The 13,375-nt window shown below is 38.9% G+C and carries 14 protein-coding genes and 1 pseudogene; 7 read left to right on the top strand and 8 right to left on the bottom strand.

Annotated features, from left to right (window positions below; all coding sequences use genetic code 11):
• Positions 1-21: 21 nt before the first annotated feature.
• From CLU81_RS24600 to CLU81_RS24575, 6 genes are all read right to left on the bottom strand, one after another.
• On the bottom strand, positions 22-405 hold the full coding sequence (locus tag CLU81_RS24600; protein WP_099712247.1) for a response regulator: 384 nt from the start codon (positions 403-405) through the stop codon (positions 22-24).
• A 310-nt stretch (positions 406-715) separates the two neighbouring features.
• Positions 716-949: a hypothetical protein gene (locus CLU81_RS24595; RefSeq protein WP_099712246.1), complete on the bottom strand. Its 234-nt coding sequence runs from the start codon at positions 947-949 to the stop codon at positions 716-718.
• 49 nt (positions 950-998) lie between these two features.
• Complete coding sequence (locus CLU81_RS24590) at positions 999-1,637, bottom strand: NAD(P)H-binding protein (protein ID WP_099712245.1); 639 nt, start codon at positions 1,635-1,637, stop codon at positions 999-1,001.
• A gap of 21 nt (positions 1,638-1,658) precedes the next feature.
• Positions 1,659-2,768 (bottom strand): catalase family protein, encoded by a 1,110-nt coding sequence (locus CLU81_RS24585; protein WP_099712244.1) that lies wholly within the window; start codon positions 2,766-2,768, stop codon positions 1,659-1,661.
• A 26-nt stretch (positions 2,769-2,794) separates the two neighbouring features.
• Positions 2,795-3,754: a gluconolaconase gene (locus CLU81_RS24580; RefSeq protein WP_099712243.1), complete on the bottom strand. Its 960-nt coding sequence runs from the start codon at positions 3,752-3,754 to the stop codon at positions 2,795-2,797.
• A 2-nt stretch (positions 3,755-3,756) separates the two neighbouring features.
• On the bottom strand, positions 3,757-4,923 hold the full coding sequence (locus CLU81_RS24575; protein ID WP_099712242.1) for a sorbosone dehydrogenase family protein: 1,167 nt from the start codon (positions 4,921-4,923) through the stop codon (positions 3,757-3,759).
• Positions 4,924-5,212: 289 nt separating this feature from the next.
• Here CLU81_RS24575 and CLU81_RS27340 point away from each other — a divergent pair.
• From CLU81_RS27340 to CLU81_RS24545, 5 genes and pseudogenes are all read left to right on the top strand, one after another.
• Positions 5,213-5,868 (top strand): annotated as a pseudogene (locus CLU81_RS27340) (DUF6766 family protein).
• A gap of 22 nt (positions 5,869-5,890) precedes the next feature.
• The gene (locus CLU81_RS24565; RefSeq protein ID WP_099712241.1) at positions 5,891-6,370 is read left to right on the top strand and encodes a CinA family protein; all 480 of its coding nucleotides are present in this window, start codon (positions 5,891-5,893) and stop codon (positions 6,368-6,370) included.
• Positions 6,371-6,426: 56 nt separating this feature from the next.
• Complete coding sequence (locus CLU81_RS24560) at positions 6,427-6,621, top strand: hypothetical protein (protein WP_233209768.1); 195 nt, start codon at positions 6,427-6,429, stop codon at positions 6,619-6,621.
• A 447-nt stretch (positions 6,622-7,068) separates the two neighbouring features.
• Entirely contained in the window at positions 7,069-7,371 is a 303-nt protein-coding gene (locus CLU81_RS24550; protein WP_099707978.1) for a transposase, read from the top strand.
• Complete coding sequence (locus CLU81_RS24545; RefSeq protein ID WP_144444448.1) at positions 7,314-8,234, top strand: IS3 family transposase; 921 nt, start codon at positions 7,314-7,316, stop codon at positions 8,232-8,234. The genes CLU81_RS24550 and CLU81_RS24545 overlap by 58 nt, the downstream gene beginning before the upstream one ends.
• On the opposite strand, the gene CLU81_RS24540 is transcribed toward CLU81_RS24545, so the two are convergent.
• Positions 8,210-8,836: an alcohol dehydrogenase catalytic domain-containing protein gene (locus CLU81_RS24540; RefSeq protein ID WP_233209767.1), complete on the bottom strand. Its 627-nt coding sequence runs from the start codon at positions 8,834-8,836 to the stop codon at positions 8,210-8,212. The genes CLU81_RS24545 and CLU81_RS24540 overlap by 25 nt on opposite strands.
• 424 nt (positions 8,837-9,260) lie before the next feature.
• Complete coding sequence (locus CLU81_RS24535; RefSeq protein WP_099712240.1) at positions 9,261-9,872, bottom strand: ferritin-like domain-containing protein; 612 nt, start codon at positions 9,870-9,872, stop codon at positions 9,261-9,263.
• A gap of 497 nt (positions 9,873-10,369) precedes the next feature.
• On the opposite strand from CLU81_RS24535, the gene CLU81_RS24530 reads away from it, so the two are divergent.
• Together CLU81_RS24530 and CLU81_RS24525 are read left to right on the top strand one after the other, a co-directional pair.
• Entirely contained in the window at positions 10,370-12,550 is a 2,181-nt protein-coding gene (locus tag CLU81_RS24530; RefSeq protein WP_099712239.1) for a hypothetical protein, read from the top strand.
• 27 nt (positions 12,551-12,577) lie between these two features.
• Positions 12,578-13,336: an SDR family oxidoreductase gene (locus CLU81_RS24525; protein ID WP_099712238.1), complete on the top strand. Its 759-nt coding sequence runs from the start codon at positions 12,578-12,580 to the stop codon at positions 13,334-13,336.
• The last annotated feature ends 39 nt before the right edge of the window (positions 13,337-13,375 follow it).

Here is a 13,375-nt window from a genome sequence, read left to right as displayed (position 1 = left end):
CTGAAAAGGCCGGCTGATACATTAAGCCATAATTATCTTCTTCAGGGACTTAAAAAGTTTTCGAAAGTCAGCATGCTTTTTCATATACTGCACTCCTTTAAATTGAGTCAGTGCCTGCTGCACCATTTCTCCTGAATTACGGGAATAAAGTACAACTGGAATGTTTTTCAGGCCTTTAATACCACGAAGTAATTTTAGAAATACAGAACCATCAAGATGCAGCATGTTATAATCCAGGAAAATTATATCGGGTGATAATTTTGAATCCTTAAGCTTTTTTAGTGCCTCAAGTGCGCTTCCTTCTACAGATGATCTTATTTTATGATTGATGGTGCTGAGAACTAATAAAAAAGTTTCAGCATCATCATTAATATCGTTGACTAGTAATACATTTTTATAATTCATTCCGCAGCTTGGTTTTTAGCAGTAAAAGTTTTACCCCAGGAGAGTTATTTTCTTTATATTCAGTGCAATTTTATAATAAAATAACCGTATCTCAAAAGGGGGTAATGCTAATTTGTAATAACACTGAAAAACTTTGTAATAACTTAAAGCGGCTGATGACGCAGTATTTGAATATTCACTGTGTAAATACTATAATGGCAGATAAATATTGAACATTGCACCATTCTCTGAACTGCCATGAGTATTTATAATTCCATGGTGGTTTTTTACAATTTTAGCGTATATACACAATCCGATCCCTGTTCAAGTACTATTCAATATATTTTGTCTTTGCCTTTGCAAATTCATCTAAAATTTGCTGCGTTGGCCTCTCTACATCTTTTGCGATTAAAGTTGTCTCCAAGAGATAATTATCAACATATTCAAAAACGGTCTGTTCAGTTTCATTTAATTTTTTAATTGGATCCTGCTCACTGGAAGCCGCGAACGTACTTTCAAGATGCGCTTTTAAATCCTTTTCAAACTGTTCAATTAACTCTTCCATATTAACTAATTTATCCTAATCAAACTTAAGTTTTTCCTGTACACTCTTTTTAAAACGCAGCAATTTCCTGAAGTTTTAAAACGGTAGTACCCTGCGGCAGTTTCCAGGGCGCCTTGGCCAGCTTCATTGCAAGGACTTCGGTCGGCAGAGGTTTGTACTTGTTAAGCAGGCCGATGCCGTTTAAAAAGCTGAGGACTTTTACGAGTGCTTTTTCACCAGCCCTGTCACTTCCTTCCCGCAGGAGAGGCCCGGGCCTGAATATTATATACTGCCCAAAATCAAGCGCTGTAATGGCGGTTTCCAGTTCTCCTTTCATTCTTGAATAGAAAATCCTGCTTTTTGGCGAAGCATCTGACGAGGAAACCAATACGACCGAATTGACCTTGTTCTGTCTTGCAATTCTGGCAAACCTGGCAGGAATTTCAAAATCAATTTCAAATTGTTTTTTCTGTGAACCAGCATTCTTTAAAGTTGTGCCTAGACAGGAAAACAAAACATCTCCTGTGATCTGCTCTTTATATTGATCCAGATTGGAAAAGTCAATAACATGTTCAATCAATTTAGGATGGGATCTGCCCGTGGGCCGCCTTACAAAAACAGTTACCGAGGTATAATCGTCATCCTGTATCAGCTCATTTAAGAGAAATTTTCCGGTGGAGCCCGTAGCTCCTATTAGCAATGCTTTCATAGCTTTTTCTTTGGTGTGAATCTAATTTGGTAATTCGTCAATGCTTGCCGGCTCAACGCGTGCCATGGCATTCATATGATGCCTGTACCTGCTTGAAGTTTCATAGGCTAATTTTCTCACGCGCATTATATTTCCCAACGGGCGGTGCGCCGGCAGGCAGTGAAACGGATTAAAACTAAGAGTATCATCCGCATACACCCGGCGCTCGGGACTGAAAGTCTGCTGAGGAAGAAAAGTAAGTTTTGCAACAGGCTGATACGGGCTTTTATCCTCGGGCCACTGCACGGATCCGTCCTCCACCGGCATAATGTCCAGATCGGTACATAGCTGCGCGCCGAGTTCATATTCCGCTGTACCCGACTGGAAAAAATCAGAGATGATTTTAGTCAAAAAAGCATGCTCGTCAGATTCGATTATATCTTTATCAATTTTCTTTCCTGATAACTCTTTGATATTTTCCGATAGCGGTTTGACATTTATTTTGGCTACATAAGCACCAAATCGCAATGCTGCCATACTAAAATAAGTATCACCCAAAATGTGCGGTCCGGGTGCGCTCAGTTCATTGGTATGATCTGCAAGACCTACTGCGGCCAGTACATTCTGAACCCCAACGGCCGCCTTCTGTGCTATTTCCTGAAACAGTTCCCCACTGTCTGCCTGCTTTTCAAGTCCCTGCTGCATCTTTAGATATTCCATTATCGTACCGGTTGGAATTACCGGATAATTCACCATAAGAAAGTCCTGCGTCAGGGCATCGGAAAGTTCCGGCAGAAGTTTTTCGCCTTCTACTCCAATCACTTTTATGGCCATACCCCTGAATGCAGACATTTTATCGGGCAAGATGGATCCCTGAGCAGTCGACAAACGCACAATAACCGGATAGGTTTTCGCTTTGGCAAACAGACCCTGCGCCAGATGTTCGGGCAGATTTTCATACACCTGCAGTTCGCCTTTCAAAATGGCGTGGCTTTTAGCATGGGCATCCCTAATAGCATGACGGTATTTTTCGTACATCAGACGGTTAACCCTCGCCATTGAGTCTACAATTTTCTGGCTGATTTCCTGCTCATCGGACTGTATAACTTCTATAGAATCACTGTATGGTATATAGTTAAGGGATTGTATCATTTATCTTAGAATTGGTTGGTATCAATTTATTTTTTTACAGGAGCAAATACAGCCTGCTGCAGCGAGAATTTTTTCGATGGAACGTTATTTCCTTCTGCAAGTTCACTGAAATTAGCATTCATAATCCAGGTCTCACTGCCAGATATAGCTGCAGTAGACGGAAAGGCAAAACGGTCCTCCACCGATGTAGATTCTGCTACCTGAGCCGTAGTCCAGTTATCGGAGCTTTTGATTTTAAAGATTTTGTTTACCCCTCCATTTTGTACTACTGTTAAAGTAGTAGTATCGTTTAAAAGCATACCGTCAGCACCGGGAAAAAACTGGTCAATTTTTACCTTTGTTCCAGTATTTGGACTGGAAACCGGTAATTTTATAAGTGCCCCTGTACCATTGTTTGCCACAAGAAGAAAACCTTCCTGATGAAATACAATGCCGTTTGGCCCCACCCCTGCGGTTTTAAGCAGTTCACTTGTACTGAAAACAGTTGCCTTGCCTGCCTTATCTACTTTATATATGGCATCTGCAAAGCTGTCTGTAATATAAACATTCCCTTGTTTGTCAAAATCCAGATCATTAGGAAAATGCTCACCTGGAATCAGCCCTGCCAAATCTATATCATTTATTTTTTTGCCGGTTTTCAGGTCAATGATTACAAGCCTAGCCATTTTCTTTTTGGTATCGGGCGTGCTGAATTTGCTGTAGTTGGCATCACCTGCGCAGACAAAAAGCCTTTTCCCGTCAGGTTGCACTTTAAGCCCATAGGTTGATTTAAGGGTTTTATCGGCATATAATTCCGAATACTTTCCATCCTTGGTGACTTTCCCTACAGTACCCAATCGTGCCGAGGATACATAAAATACATTAGCAGCCTTATCGAAAGCCACTCCTTCGGGATAGCTTTCAGGCGCTTCAAATTCAATACGTTTTGTCGGTTCCTGCCCCCAGGTTAATTGGGCCATCAGCAGCAGTATAATATACTTTTTCATCTTTATTTTTGTTTAAGGGCGTAAATAATACCATTCGCATCATCAGATACATAAACCACATCCTGGCCAATAGCCAATCCTGCCGGCCTTCCAAAACGTTCATTGCCAATGAGGAATCCTGTTAAAAAGTCTTCAGATCCCGCAGCATTTCCTTTACTGTCAAACTTGATAAGCTCCACTTTATATCCGCTGGGATTCTGTCTGTTCCACGAGCCATGCCAGCATACAAGAGCATCTCCTTTATTTTTTCCGGTATCAAAAAAAGCAAAAGCAATCGGTGCGCTGTGTGCCGGGAATTCCAGTACTGAAGCCTGAGTCGGTTTTACCCAACCTTCCTTGGTATTGCCCACCGGATCTTCCCTGCTCTGATCTACTGCCTTTTTGCCGTAAGCAAAAGGAAATCCGTAATTGCCTCCCATAATGATCTTATTTAATTCCTCAGGCGGCCAGTCGTCTCCCTTGGTATCTCCTCCATTGTCTACACCCCACATTTCTTTGGTCTGCGGGTGCCAGTCAAAACCAATGGTATTACGAAGGCCCGAGGCAAACAAGGTTCTTTTCCAGGTCTGAGGATCTACCTGCAGCATCGTGGCGGTTTCCTTATCACTTTCCTTGCAGTCGTTGCAGACACTTCCTACCGAAATATATAATTTTCCATCAGGTCCAAAATCCATCGTGCGGTTGGCATGCTGGCCTCCGCTGGGCAAATCCTTAATAAGGGTATCGGCGACTTTTCCCAGAGTGCCGTCTGTGTTCAGGGAATATCTCAGTACTTTGTTGTTATTGCACAGGTACATATAATCATCTTTCGAAGTAATTCCGTGAACTCCGGGAAAATCCGCAACACGGGTCATCTCATCAAACTTGCCGTCATTATCGGTATCGGTGAGCATCAGCACATCACCTGCATCACGTCTGGTAATGTATAATTGTCCTTTTTTTCCAATGTAAAGCATACGGGGTTTTCCAAGCCCTGTGGCAACAGGCGTGACCTCCCAGCCCTTGGCAGTTTTAAGAGAAGAGGCTAAGGCGGAACTGTATTCAAGATGAGTTGGAAAATTGGTGATGGTTACTTTCTTGGTATCTTCCTTAGGAGGAATACCTTTCTGGCTGTAAGACAGCAGTGCTGTAAAACACAGAAATGCGGTAAGGGTGTATCTAGCTTTCATATATATAAATTGACAGTTTAACAAGGAAGGATGTCCTGACCCTAAAATAAAAATTTTAGTGCATCACTTTGATTGCCAAAAGTATAAACTTGATTTATTAAAAATTTACAAAATAAATGATGCGATTTATAGAATTTACAGCCAAAGAAATTATCGCACAGGATTACGTTGAAGGTTCAAAATGATACAAAGTGCTGAACAATGACTAAAAATTTTATAAATTCTCGCGCAAAATATATAACAGATACAATACCTGTTTTCTGAAATTTGTACAGCTAATACATCTGTTATGAAAACATTTTTACGCAGCAACGGGCTATCAATCGTTTTTTTTCTTTTATTCATCGGTTCGATAATCGGACAAATCGTATTTGGATTTAAGGAGCATAATGAGGAACTGCAGCAGGAAGGGGCAGCTGCAATTCCCATTTTACAGTACTTTTCTTCAGGCCATTTTCTGCAGTCCACTTTTGAAAACTGGGAGAGCGAATTCCTCCAGATGGCACTATTTGTCATCCTTACGATATTTTTTCAGCAGAAGGGCTCATCGGAATCCAAAGATTTGACAAGCAGGAAGAAGTGGACAGGGAACCTTCTGCTGGCCGGAAAAATGCTCCCTGGCCCGTAGAAAAAGGCGGATGGATTCTCTACCTGTACAAACATTCATTGACGCTCTCCCTAGTGCTGCTATTCTTTATATCTTTTGGTGTTCATTTTTACGGCAGCCTTAAGGATGAAAATGAACAGCTTTCGCTCAAAGGAATGTCCTTGGAGAGCGCTTCTCAATATATTGCCGGTTCCAGATTTTGGTTTGAATCTTTTCAGAACTGGCAGAGCGAATTCCTTTCTGTCTTTGCTATTGTAATGCTGTCCATTTACCTGCGCCAGATCGGATCCTCGCAGTCCAAGCCCGTTGACGCCCCTAATATGGAAACAGGAGAATAAAACATAATTTAAAACTAAAGCTATGTCATCAGAAATCATTACCAATTGCAGTCAGGCAATTGCGGATAAAGGCTGGAAAATTGCGTTTGCCGAAAGCGCGTCAGCCGGAAAATTAAGTACTGAATTTTCACTTACGCCGTATTCAGGCAAAATTCTCCGTGGCGGAATTGTATGTTATGAAGTATTTGTCAAGGAACAGATACTGCATGTACCGGAAATTCTTATCGAAGAGTTTACCCCTGAATCCCACGAAGTGACTCAGGCGCTGGCCGAGAGGACTGCCTTTATTTTTAATTCAGATATTACCGTAGCGCTGACCGGTCTCACGACTTCAGGAGGAAGTGAAACCCCGCAGAAACCCGTAGGTACCATTTTTCTGCACATCATAACGCCGCTGGGCAGTATTATTCATCGTGAAATCTTCTCTGGCAGTGCTGAACAGATCATACAGCAGGCAGCAGAGAAAACAGCAGAACTGATTCTCAACAAAATAAGCCTATAAATAAACCAGTAATTTTAACTGACCTAAACAGGTTATTAGCAAAAAACAATAAAGAGATGAAAAAGAGTATGAAATTTCAGAAGCAACAAAGGGTACAGCAGGAATTCGGCGGTCCGGTAATGAAAGTAATTGGTTTGGAACCTGAACTGATTGAAAATATTATCACCCAATGGCAGGATGAGCAGGGTAACATTATTACAGGAAAATTTATGGACTCAGTTCTGGTACCTGCCACAGAATCAGATTCATAAGTAATTAACTAACTTTAGCCTTTAGATTGCATTAATTAAATTGCTGCGCGTACTTAATAACCACTTTTTTACTTTAGCATGCAAAGAAAGGATAAAAAAAATCTGCACAAGGTGCAGATTTTTTCACTTAATACTTACGCATGATATAATAAGCCAGATTCTCAACAGATTTTAAATGAAAGAGAATTACTGATTATAGCAAGCAATGTCTTGATTATTTCCAAGGATCCAGTACCACCTTCACGCAGCCATCTTCTTTTTTATTGAAAATATCATATGCATGCGAGATCTCAGACAGAGGCAGCCTGTGGGTAATAATATCATCAAGCTGTACTTTTCCCTGAACCACGTATTCCAATAACTTGTCAATATGTTTATGTGGAGTTGCTACATTTACTGGGACATAAATTTTAAGACTGTTTAAATAAAAATAAATATCTTAGAATTATGAAAAAACGAGTTTACAGTGCTGAGTTTAAATCATCAGCAGTACGATTAAGTTACGAGCGAGAAAACATCAAAGAATTAGCAGATGAACTAGGCGTCCAGGTAGAGCGTATTTATAAATGGAGGTCTTCTCAAAAAACATTTACTAATCTACAACCAATTATTTCTAAAAAGACAGAGATAGATTCTTTAGAAGTAAAACAATTACGAAAAGCCCTTAAAGAAAAAGAATTAGAGCTTGAGATATTAAAAAAGGCCGTTCACATCTTTTCCAAGAGCGATGGGAAATCTACCAATTTATAGTCAGCTATAAACATTTATATCCTATTGAAAAGATGTGCAGCGTTTTAAAAGTAAGCCGAAGTAGTTATTATAGATGGTTCAGTGGCGGTCCTTCTAATAGATTTATAGAAAATAGTCTATTTACAGATTTAATAAAAGAAGTTTTTGATCTAAGCAGTCAAACTTACGGAAGTCCCAGAATAGCGGAACAGCTAAAAAGAAAAGGATATAAAATATCCAAAAGGAAAGTTGCTAAATTGATGCTTCTTAATGGCTGGAGAAGTAAACTTAAAAGACGCTTTAAAGTAACCACAGATTCTAATCATCGATATCCAGTGTGCAGTAATCATCTCAATAGAAATTTTACACCAAAATCACTTAATGAGGTTTGGGTGTCTGATATAACCTATATAAGAACAGCTGCCGGCTGGTTATATCTTACTACTATTATTGATTTATATGACAGGCAGGTTATAGGATGGTCATTAAGCACACGAATGTATACCGATCAAACGATTATTCCAGCTTGGAAAATGGCAGTATCAAAAAGAGAAATAACAGAATCTTTACTTTTTCATTCAGATAGAGGAATACAATATGCTTCGATAGAATTCAGAAAATTGATTAATAAAAATACTTTAATCACTCAAAGTATGAGTAGAAAAGCTAATTGTTGGGATAATGCTGTAGCTGAAAGTTTTTTCAAGACCCTTAAAGCAGAACTTATCTATCAGCATAAATTCACAACCATTGAAGAAGCTAAATTAGCAGTCTTTGAATATATAGAAGTATGGTATAATAGAAAACGTCTGCATTCTTCTTTGGGATATAAAACACCTAAAGAAATGGAACTAGAATTTTATAAAATAGAAAGTGTAGCATAGGTCTTAGAAAATTTGTCCGACTTTTTGTTGCAAGTCCAAACCGTTTCACCTCCTTTTACCTCGCCCCAGTCCACTCCTGTGTAACCCGTAGGGAAAATATCAGTCAGGAAAAGGACCTGCTCATCGGTTAGGTTTTCCGGAACAATGCGTGGTCCGTAATTGGCATAGGGCACTCTTACGTATTGTGCCTGCCCACCGTCATATCCACCGTATAGGTCAGTATATCCAAAAAGCGCTCCGCCCTTTTCAGTCAGGACTCCACCCTCAGGACCGTAATGCTCGGGATTACTGTGTTCACAATTTCCCGGAACATCATGGTTGCAGAAAAAACAATTCCCACAGGCAATGGGAAAAGGAACCACCACACGGTCTCCTTTTTTCAAATGTGTAACGGCTGATCCTGTTTCTTCTACAATCCCCATAAATTCGTGGCCAAGCACCATAGGAGATGTCGGCATGGCACCTGAGTAAATATGAAGATCTGATCCGCATATTGCCGTTGAGGTGACCTTTAAGATTATATCGTCCTGAGCATTGATTTTTGGGTCTTCTACCGTATCATATTTAACGGAACCTGGTCCGTGAATAACTGCTGCTTTCATGATAGTTTTTTTTTAAATTAATAGCCCCCTAAGTACGTATTATTTAGAGGATTAATTTTACAAGATCTTTTGGAATTCTTACAAATAAAACACAATAGACAGCCATAGTTTAGGAAATAGATTCTTCTTGCTCCACTTAGCTGATCTAAACCGGAAAGTGCTTTGGTACTAATTGTGCTGCTCTTGATTTATGGTGGGCATGAACCTTGAGCTTACTAAAAAAAAATCATCGGGTAAGTCACCTGAAAAATTAGTTGTAATTAAAATAGAATTTAGCAATACTTATCAGGTTCATTTATGTTTTTTTTGAACCACTGGAATTTAAAATAGTGAAATTAAGGCAGTTAAAAAACCTGCACCTTTATAAAATAATGGTACAGGTTTCATAAAAAATCAAATTTACTTGTGGAATTGCAATTTGAAATTATCTTTGATCTTCTTCTTTTGCATCGAAGTTAATAGTATTATACGCGGCCTCAGTGAGGGTAACATCAGCTTGTTTTTCTTCACCGAGTGTTTTTTCCAGCAACAGTACTGCATCATCCTCCCCCAATGTTGTTGCAAAGGCTGCCAGTGTTCCGTAAGTAGCAATTTCATAATGCTCTATTTTTTGTGATGCGGCAATAATTCCTGCATCTCTAACAGGTCCGGCCTCTGTTTCTCCCATTATGCTTTCGCCTTCCTTGATAAGTCCCTCCATCGCATCGCATTTCTTGGCGGCTGCTTTTTCGCCCACAGATTTAAAAACTTCTTCAAGTCTGGCTACCTGCTGCTGTGTTACGGCTAGATGATCGTTAATGGCCGTGATCAGATTTTCTGAAGTGGCATTTTTGGCCATTTTTGGAAGTGCTTTTACTAATGCTTTTTCAGCCCAGTAAATATCTTTTAATGAGTCAACAAACAATTCTCTTAATCCTTCCGCAGCGGTAGGTTTAGCCTTTACAGTTCCTTTTGACGCAGTGTTAGATGCTGTTGATTTACTGGCAGCTCCGGTTTTGCTTGTCGTAGCAGCATTATTTTTTACGGCAGTTTTCATAATATTACTTTTTAAGGTTATAGGCCAAAATTACAATGCACTGTATTGTTTTACCTTACAACTTTTCATCTGTACTTTACAGTATTTAAACATTGATTACGAGCTTCTTATACATTAAAAGCATTTATCTGCTATTGCAACGATTCTTAAAATGCGCTGCACAGTTACCGACATTATAATACCGACATTAAAATTTAGATGAGATTTATTTTACAAGTTTATCCATTGATACTTAATCTTATAAAAAGTTGAAAAAATTGTATAAGAAAAAAAAAGTGTTTTTGCTGAAATTTGCTATAAATCAGTTTGATGATGAATATCTATTTGCGAACATATGGCTTATTCTTATATTTCTTAGCGCTTTCTTTGGGAACGCTAATGATGAGTCATTTCATTTTTAGTGAATAGCACTATAAGGTTCTCAAAATGAGGGTTCAAACTGATTCTTTTTCATTATTTACTGGACGTTACATTAATATAAACTAAAATTCTTTTGTATGCATACAGTTACAGCGTGGAGCAAAACTGCTCAGGCAGATATTGAAAATAGCGAAATACTTTTAGAAAGAAAAATTCTTGATTATACCTATCAATTTTATAATACAGGCGATTCGCTCTGGATTGTGGCACTTATGCCCGAAAACGGAAAATTAGCTTTTCGCGCAGCATTTGCAATGAACAGCTGTTTTGAAGTTGTCAACCTTTTTGATGACCAGGACACTATTGTTTTTGCACTCGATACCAGGCTGGGCAGTTATGAGGTCCGTATTAATTTTCCCGATGAATCATCACGTATTTTGCATTACATGACCACTTTTAAGGCAAATGCGGCACTTATGATTCCGTTTTGGCCACGCGATATAATTCCGCTTACAGAAAACGGGAATATCGAAAACACAGCTGGAAAAATTCATATGGAACAATTTGGATCACGATCAGGACTCATATTTGCCAGCATCACAAAACCAAAAACGGGTTCCTTTTTTTATTTTCAAAATCTTACCTCACTATCTGAATATTGTGAGGCAACTCAAACGGAATCGAAAAATACAGTTGGCGGAAACTGGCCGGAAATTGGGTTTATGCTTCCAATTACTGATAAACTGCCGCTTCCCGCAGGTAAAACTTTTACAATATCAGATGCCTATATAGTATTAGAAACTGAAATAGTAAAGGAAACACTGTCTATTTGTGAGCACTTTTTAAATAATCTGGTCAAGATATATAAAGTGCTTCAGCAGCCAAGAATTGAATATCACAATTGGCCAGAAATCGCCCAGAATGTTTTAAGTGATTTATCACAAAATAAAGGCGCTTGGACACAAAAAAACGGAATTCCGTATCTAAATGCTTATTTGTGCGATTATGAAACGCCTGCAGAAAGTATGGTTCAGCTCTCTGTATTGTCTCCATATCGTGAATATGAGATATGGAACAGTGAAAAGCACCCGCTTTACAATGATTTAATTAGCGGATTGCCTGCATTTTACGATCCGAAGATAAACTGTATAAACCGATGGCTTCCATCTCTAGCCGACAAACTGGATCAGTCAGAGGAACAAAAAAAAGAGATGGTGATGGATTCCTGGTATCTGCATCATCCATTAATGAATTTAGCAAGGCTGGCTCTGCACGGAGACAAAACAGCCGAAAAACTGCTATTGGATTCTATTGATTATGCTATCAAAGTTGCCCACCATTTTAAATACGAATGGCCAGTATTTTATGATATGGAAACGCTCGAAGTAATCAAAAAAGAAACAGCACCCGGCGCAGGGGGAGAAAAAGATGTTTCTGGCGCCTACGCACATTTAATGCTTCTTCTTTTTAAGCTAACCAAAGAAAAACGATATTTATACGAAGCAGAGAAAGCAGCAAAAAAATTAACTGAACTGGGCCTCAATATTTTGTACCAGGCCAATAACACAGCTTTTGCGGCCGGAGCACTATTAGAATTGTATAAAATTACCAATAAAAAATTATATCTCGAGATCAGTTATACCTGTCTTAGCGGATTATTTAAAAACATACAGCTTTACGACTGCAGGTACGGTTTTGGTAAAAATTACACCAATTTCTTTTCGATATTCCCACTCAATGATGCGCCTTATACGGCCGCATATGAGGAACTGGAAGTTTATGCTGCTTTATCAGAATATTTTATTCAGGCTACGGATGTTGAAATTTTACCATCCCTAAAAACATTAATTCCGGAATTTATTAAATATGCGGTAAACAGAATTGCCTATTATTATCCGCCTAAGCTGCCAAAAGAAATGCTCTCCGAAGAAGTTAAAACAGGAGAATTACAAGCTGATTTGTGGGTTCCACTGGAGGATTTATACAATGGATGGGAACAGAGCGGTCAGGTCGGTCAGGAAGTGTACGGCGCCGGAATGGCCTTTGGGATAGTACCCAGACAATACATCAAAATCGATGAAGACTTTTTGATATTTATCGATTATCCACATCAATTTACTAAAAGAGGAAAATCAATCACGATACGCCTGGATGGAGATATAGAGATGACCTGCAATTTGAAAATTATAAAGCTTTCTAAAAGCAAAATAGACTTTAAAGTTTCGCAGGATAATGAAATGCTTAGTCCGTACAGAAAAACTGCGAAAATGCACGAATACAAAATTTCAGGTCAGGGCCTAATTAAAATTCAATTGTGATATACTAATAATAAATAAAACTAATAAATGGAAAAATTAACAAATTACTTTGGACAAAATATAAAAGATAAAAGAATTGTAATCACAGGTGGAACAACCGGAATCGGCAAAGCAATTGCTGATTTATTAGTATCTCTTGGAGGTCGCGTTGTTATTTTTGGAAGAGATCATGAAGATTTCAAAAAAGCCGTTAAAGATATTAAACAGCAGTTTCCGGGCAGTGAAATATATGGCACTCCTGCCGATGTCAGCAAAAAAGAAGACATTGCTAAAATCATGGAAATTGTAGACAATGAATTAGGCGGAATTGATATTCTAATCAACAACGCAGCATTATCTGCCCAAGGAATAACAAAAAGCACCTATGAAGATTACCAATATGTAATCGATACCAATATTACGGGTTATCTCGCTTTTTGTGAAGAAGCTGCGTCACGAATGAAAGGTCAAAAATCAGGGCATATCATAAACATTGGATCTATGAGCGCAGAAAGCCGTGAACCGGCCAGTACGATTTATGTGGCGACCAAATCAGCCATAAGAGGTTTTAGCACATCGCTTCGCAAAGAATTGAATCCGCTAGGTATCAAAGTTTCCTTAATTGAACCGGGAGCGGTTACAAGCGATATGCAAAAAAGTTCGAAAGAAGAACAAAAGCAAAAAATAGAGAAATTGGAAATGCTCAAAGCAGAAGATATTGCAATGAGCACCTTGTTTTGTCTGTCTCAGCCAAAGAGGTGCGATATCGTGACGATGCAGATTCGTCCTCATCTGCAGATCATTTAATTGCAATTTCTGATGTCAAATAGTAAACCCTAAGCTTAT

Source organism: Flavobacterium sp. 9 (genome assembly GCF_002754195.1).
GTDB lineage: Bacteria > Bacteroidota > Bacteroidia > Flavobacteriales > Flavobacteriaceae > Flavobacterium.
The sequence above is the reverse complement of the archived record's forward strand: the minus strand, read 5'-3'. Positions and strand labels throughout refer to the sequence as shown.

What these genes read in the sequence shown, in the direction of transcription:
- CLU81_RS24600 (WP_099712247.1), bottom strand. Translation starts at nt 405, where the DNA reads ATGAATTATAAAAATGTATTACTAGTCAACGATATTAATGATGATGCT.
- CLU81_RS24595 (WP_099712246.1), bottom strand. Translation starts at nt 949, where the DNA reads ATGGAAGAGTTAATTGAACAGTTTGAAAAGGATTTAAAAGCGCATCTT.
- CLU81_RS24590 (WP_099712245.1), bottom strand. Translation starts at nt 1,637, where the DNA reads ATGAAAGCATTGCTAATAGGAGCTACGGGCTCCACCGGAAAATTTCTC.
- CLU81_RS24585 (WP_099712244.1), bottom strand. Translation starts at nt 2,768, where the DNA reads ATGATACAATCCCTTAACTATATACCATACAGTGATTCTATAGAAGTT.
- CLU81_RS24580 (WP_099712243.1), bottom strand. Translation starts at nt 3,754, where the DNA reads ATGAAAAAGTATATTATACTGCTGCTGATGGCCCAATTAACCTGGGGG.
- CLU81_RS24575 (WP_099712242.1), bottom strand. Translation starts at nt 4,923, where the DNA reads ATGAAAGCTAGATACACCCTTACCGCATTTCTGTGTTTTACAGCACTG.
- CLU81_RS24565 (WP_099712241.1), top strand. Translation starts at nt 5,891, where the DNA reads ATGTCATCAGAAATCATTACCAATTGCAGTCAGGCAATTGCGGATAAA.
- CLU81_RS24560 (WP_233209768.1), top strand. Translation starts at nt 6,427, where the DNA reads ATGAAAAAGAGTATGAAATTTCAGAAGCAACAAAGGGTACAGCAGGAA.
- CLU81_RS24550 (WP_099707978.1), top strand. Translation starts at nt 7,069, where the DNA reads ATGAAAAAACGAGTTTACAGTGCTGAGTTTAAATCATCAGCAGTACGA.
- CLU81_RS24540 (WP_233209767.1), bottom strand. Translation starts at nt 8,836, where the DNA reads ATGAAAGCAGCAGTTATTCACGGACCAGGTTCCGTTAAATATGATACG.
- CLU81_RS24535 (WP_099712240.1), bottom strand. Translation starts at nt 9,872, where the DNA reads ATGAAAACTGCCGTAAAAAATAATGCTGCTACGACAAGCAAAACCGGA.
- CLU81_RS24530 (WP_099712239.1), top strand. Translation starts at nt 10,370, where the DNA reads ATGCATACAGTTACAGCGTGGAGCAAAACTGCTCAGGCAGATATTGAA.
- CLU81_RS24525 (WP_099712238.1), top strand. Translation starts at nt 12,578, where the DNA reads ATGGAAAAATTAACAAATTACTTTGGACAAAATATAAAAGATAAAAGA.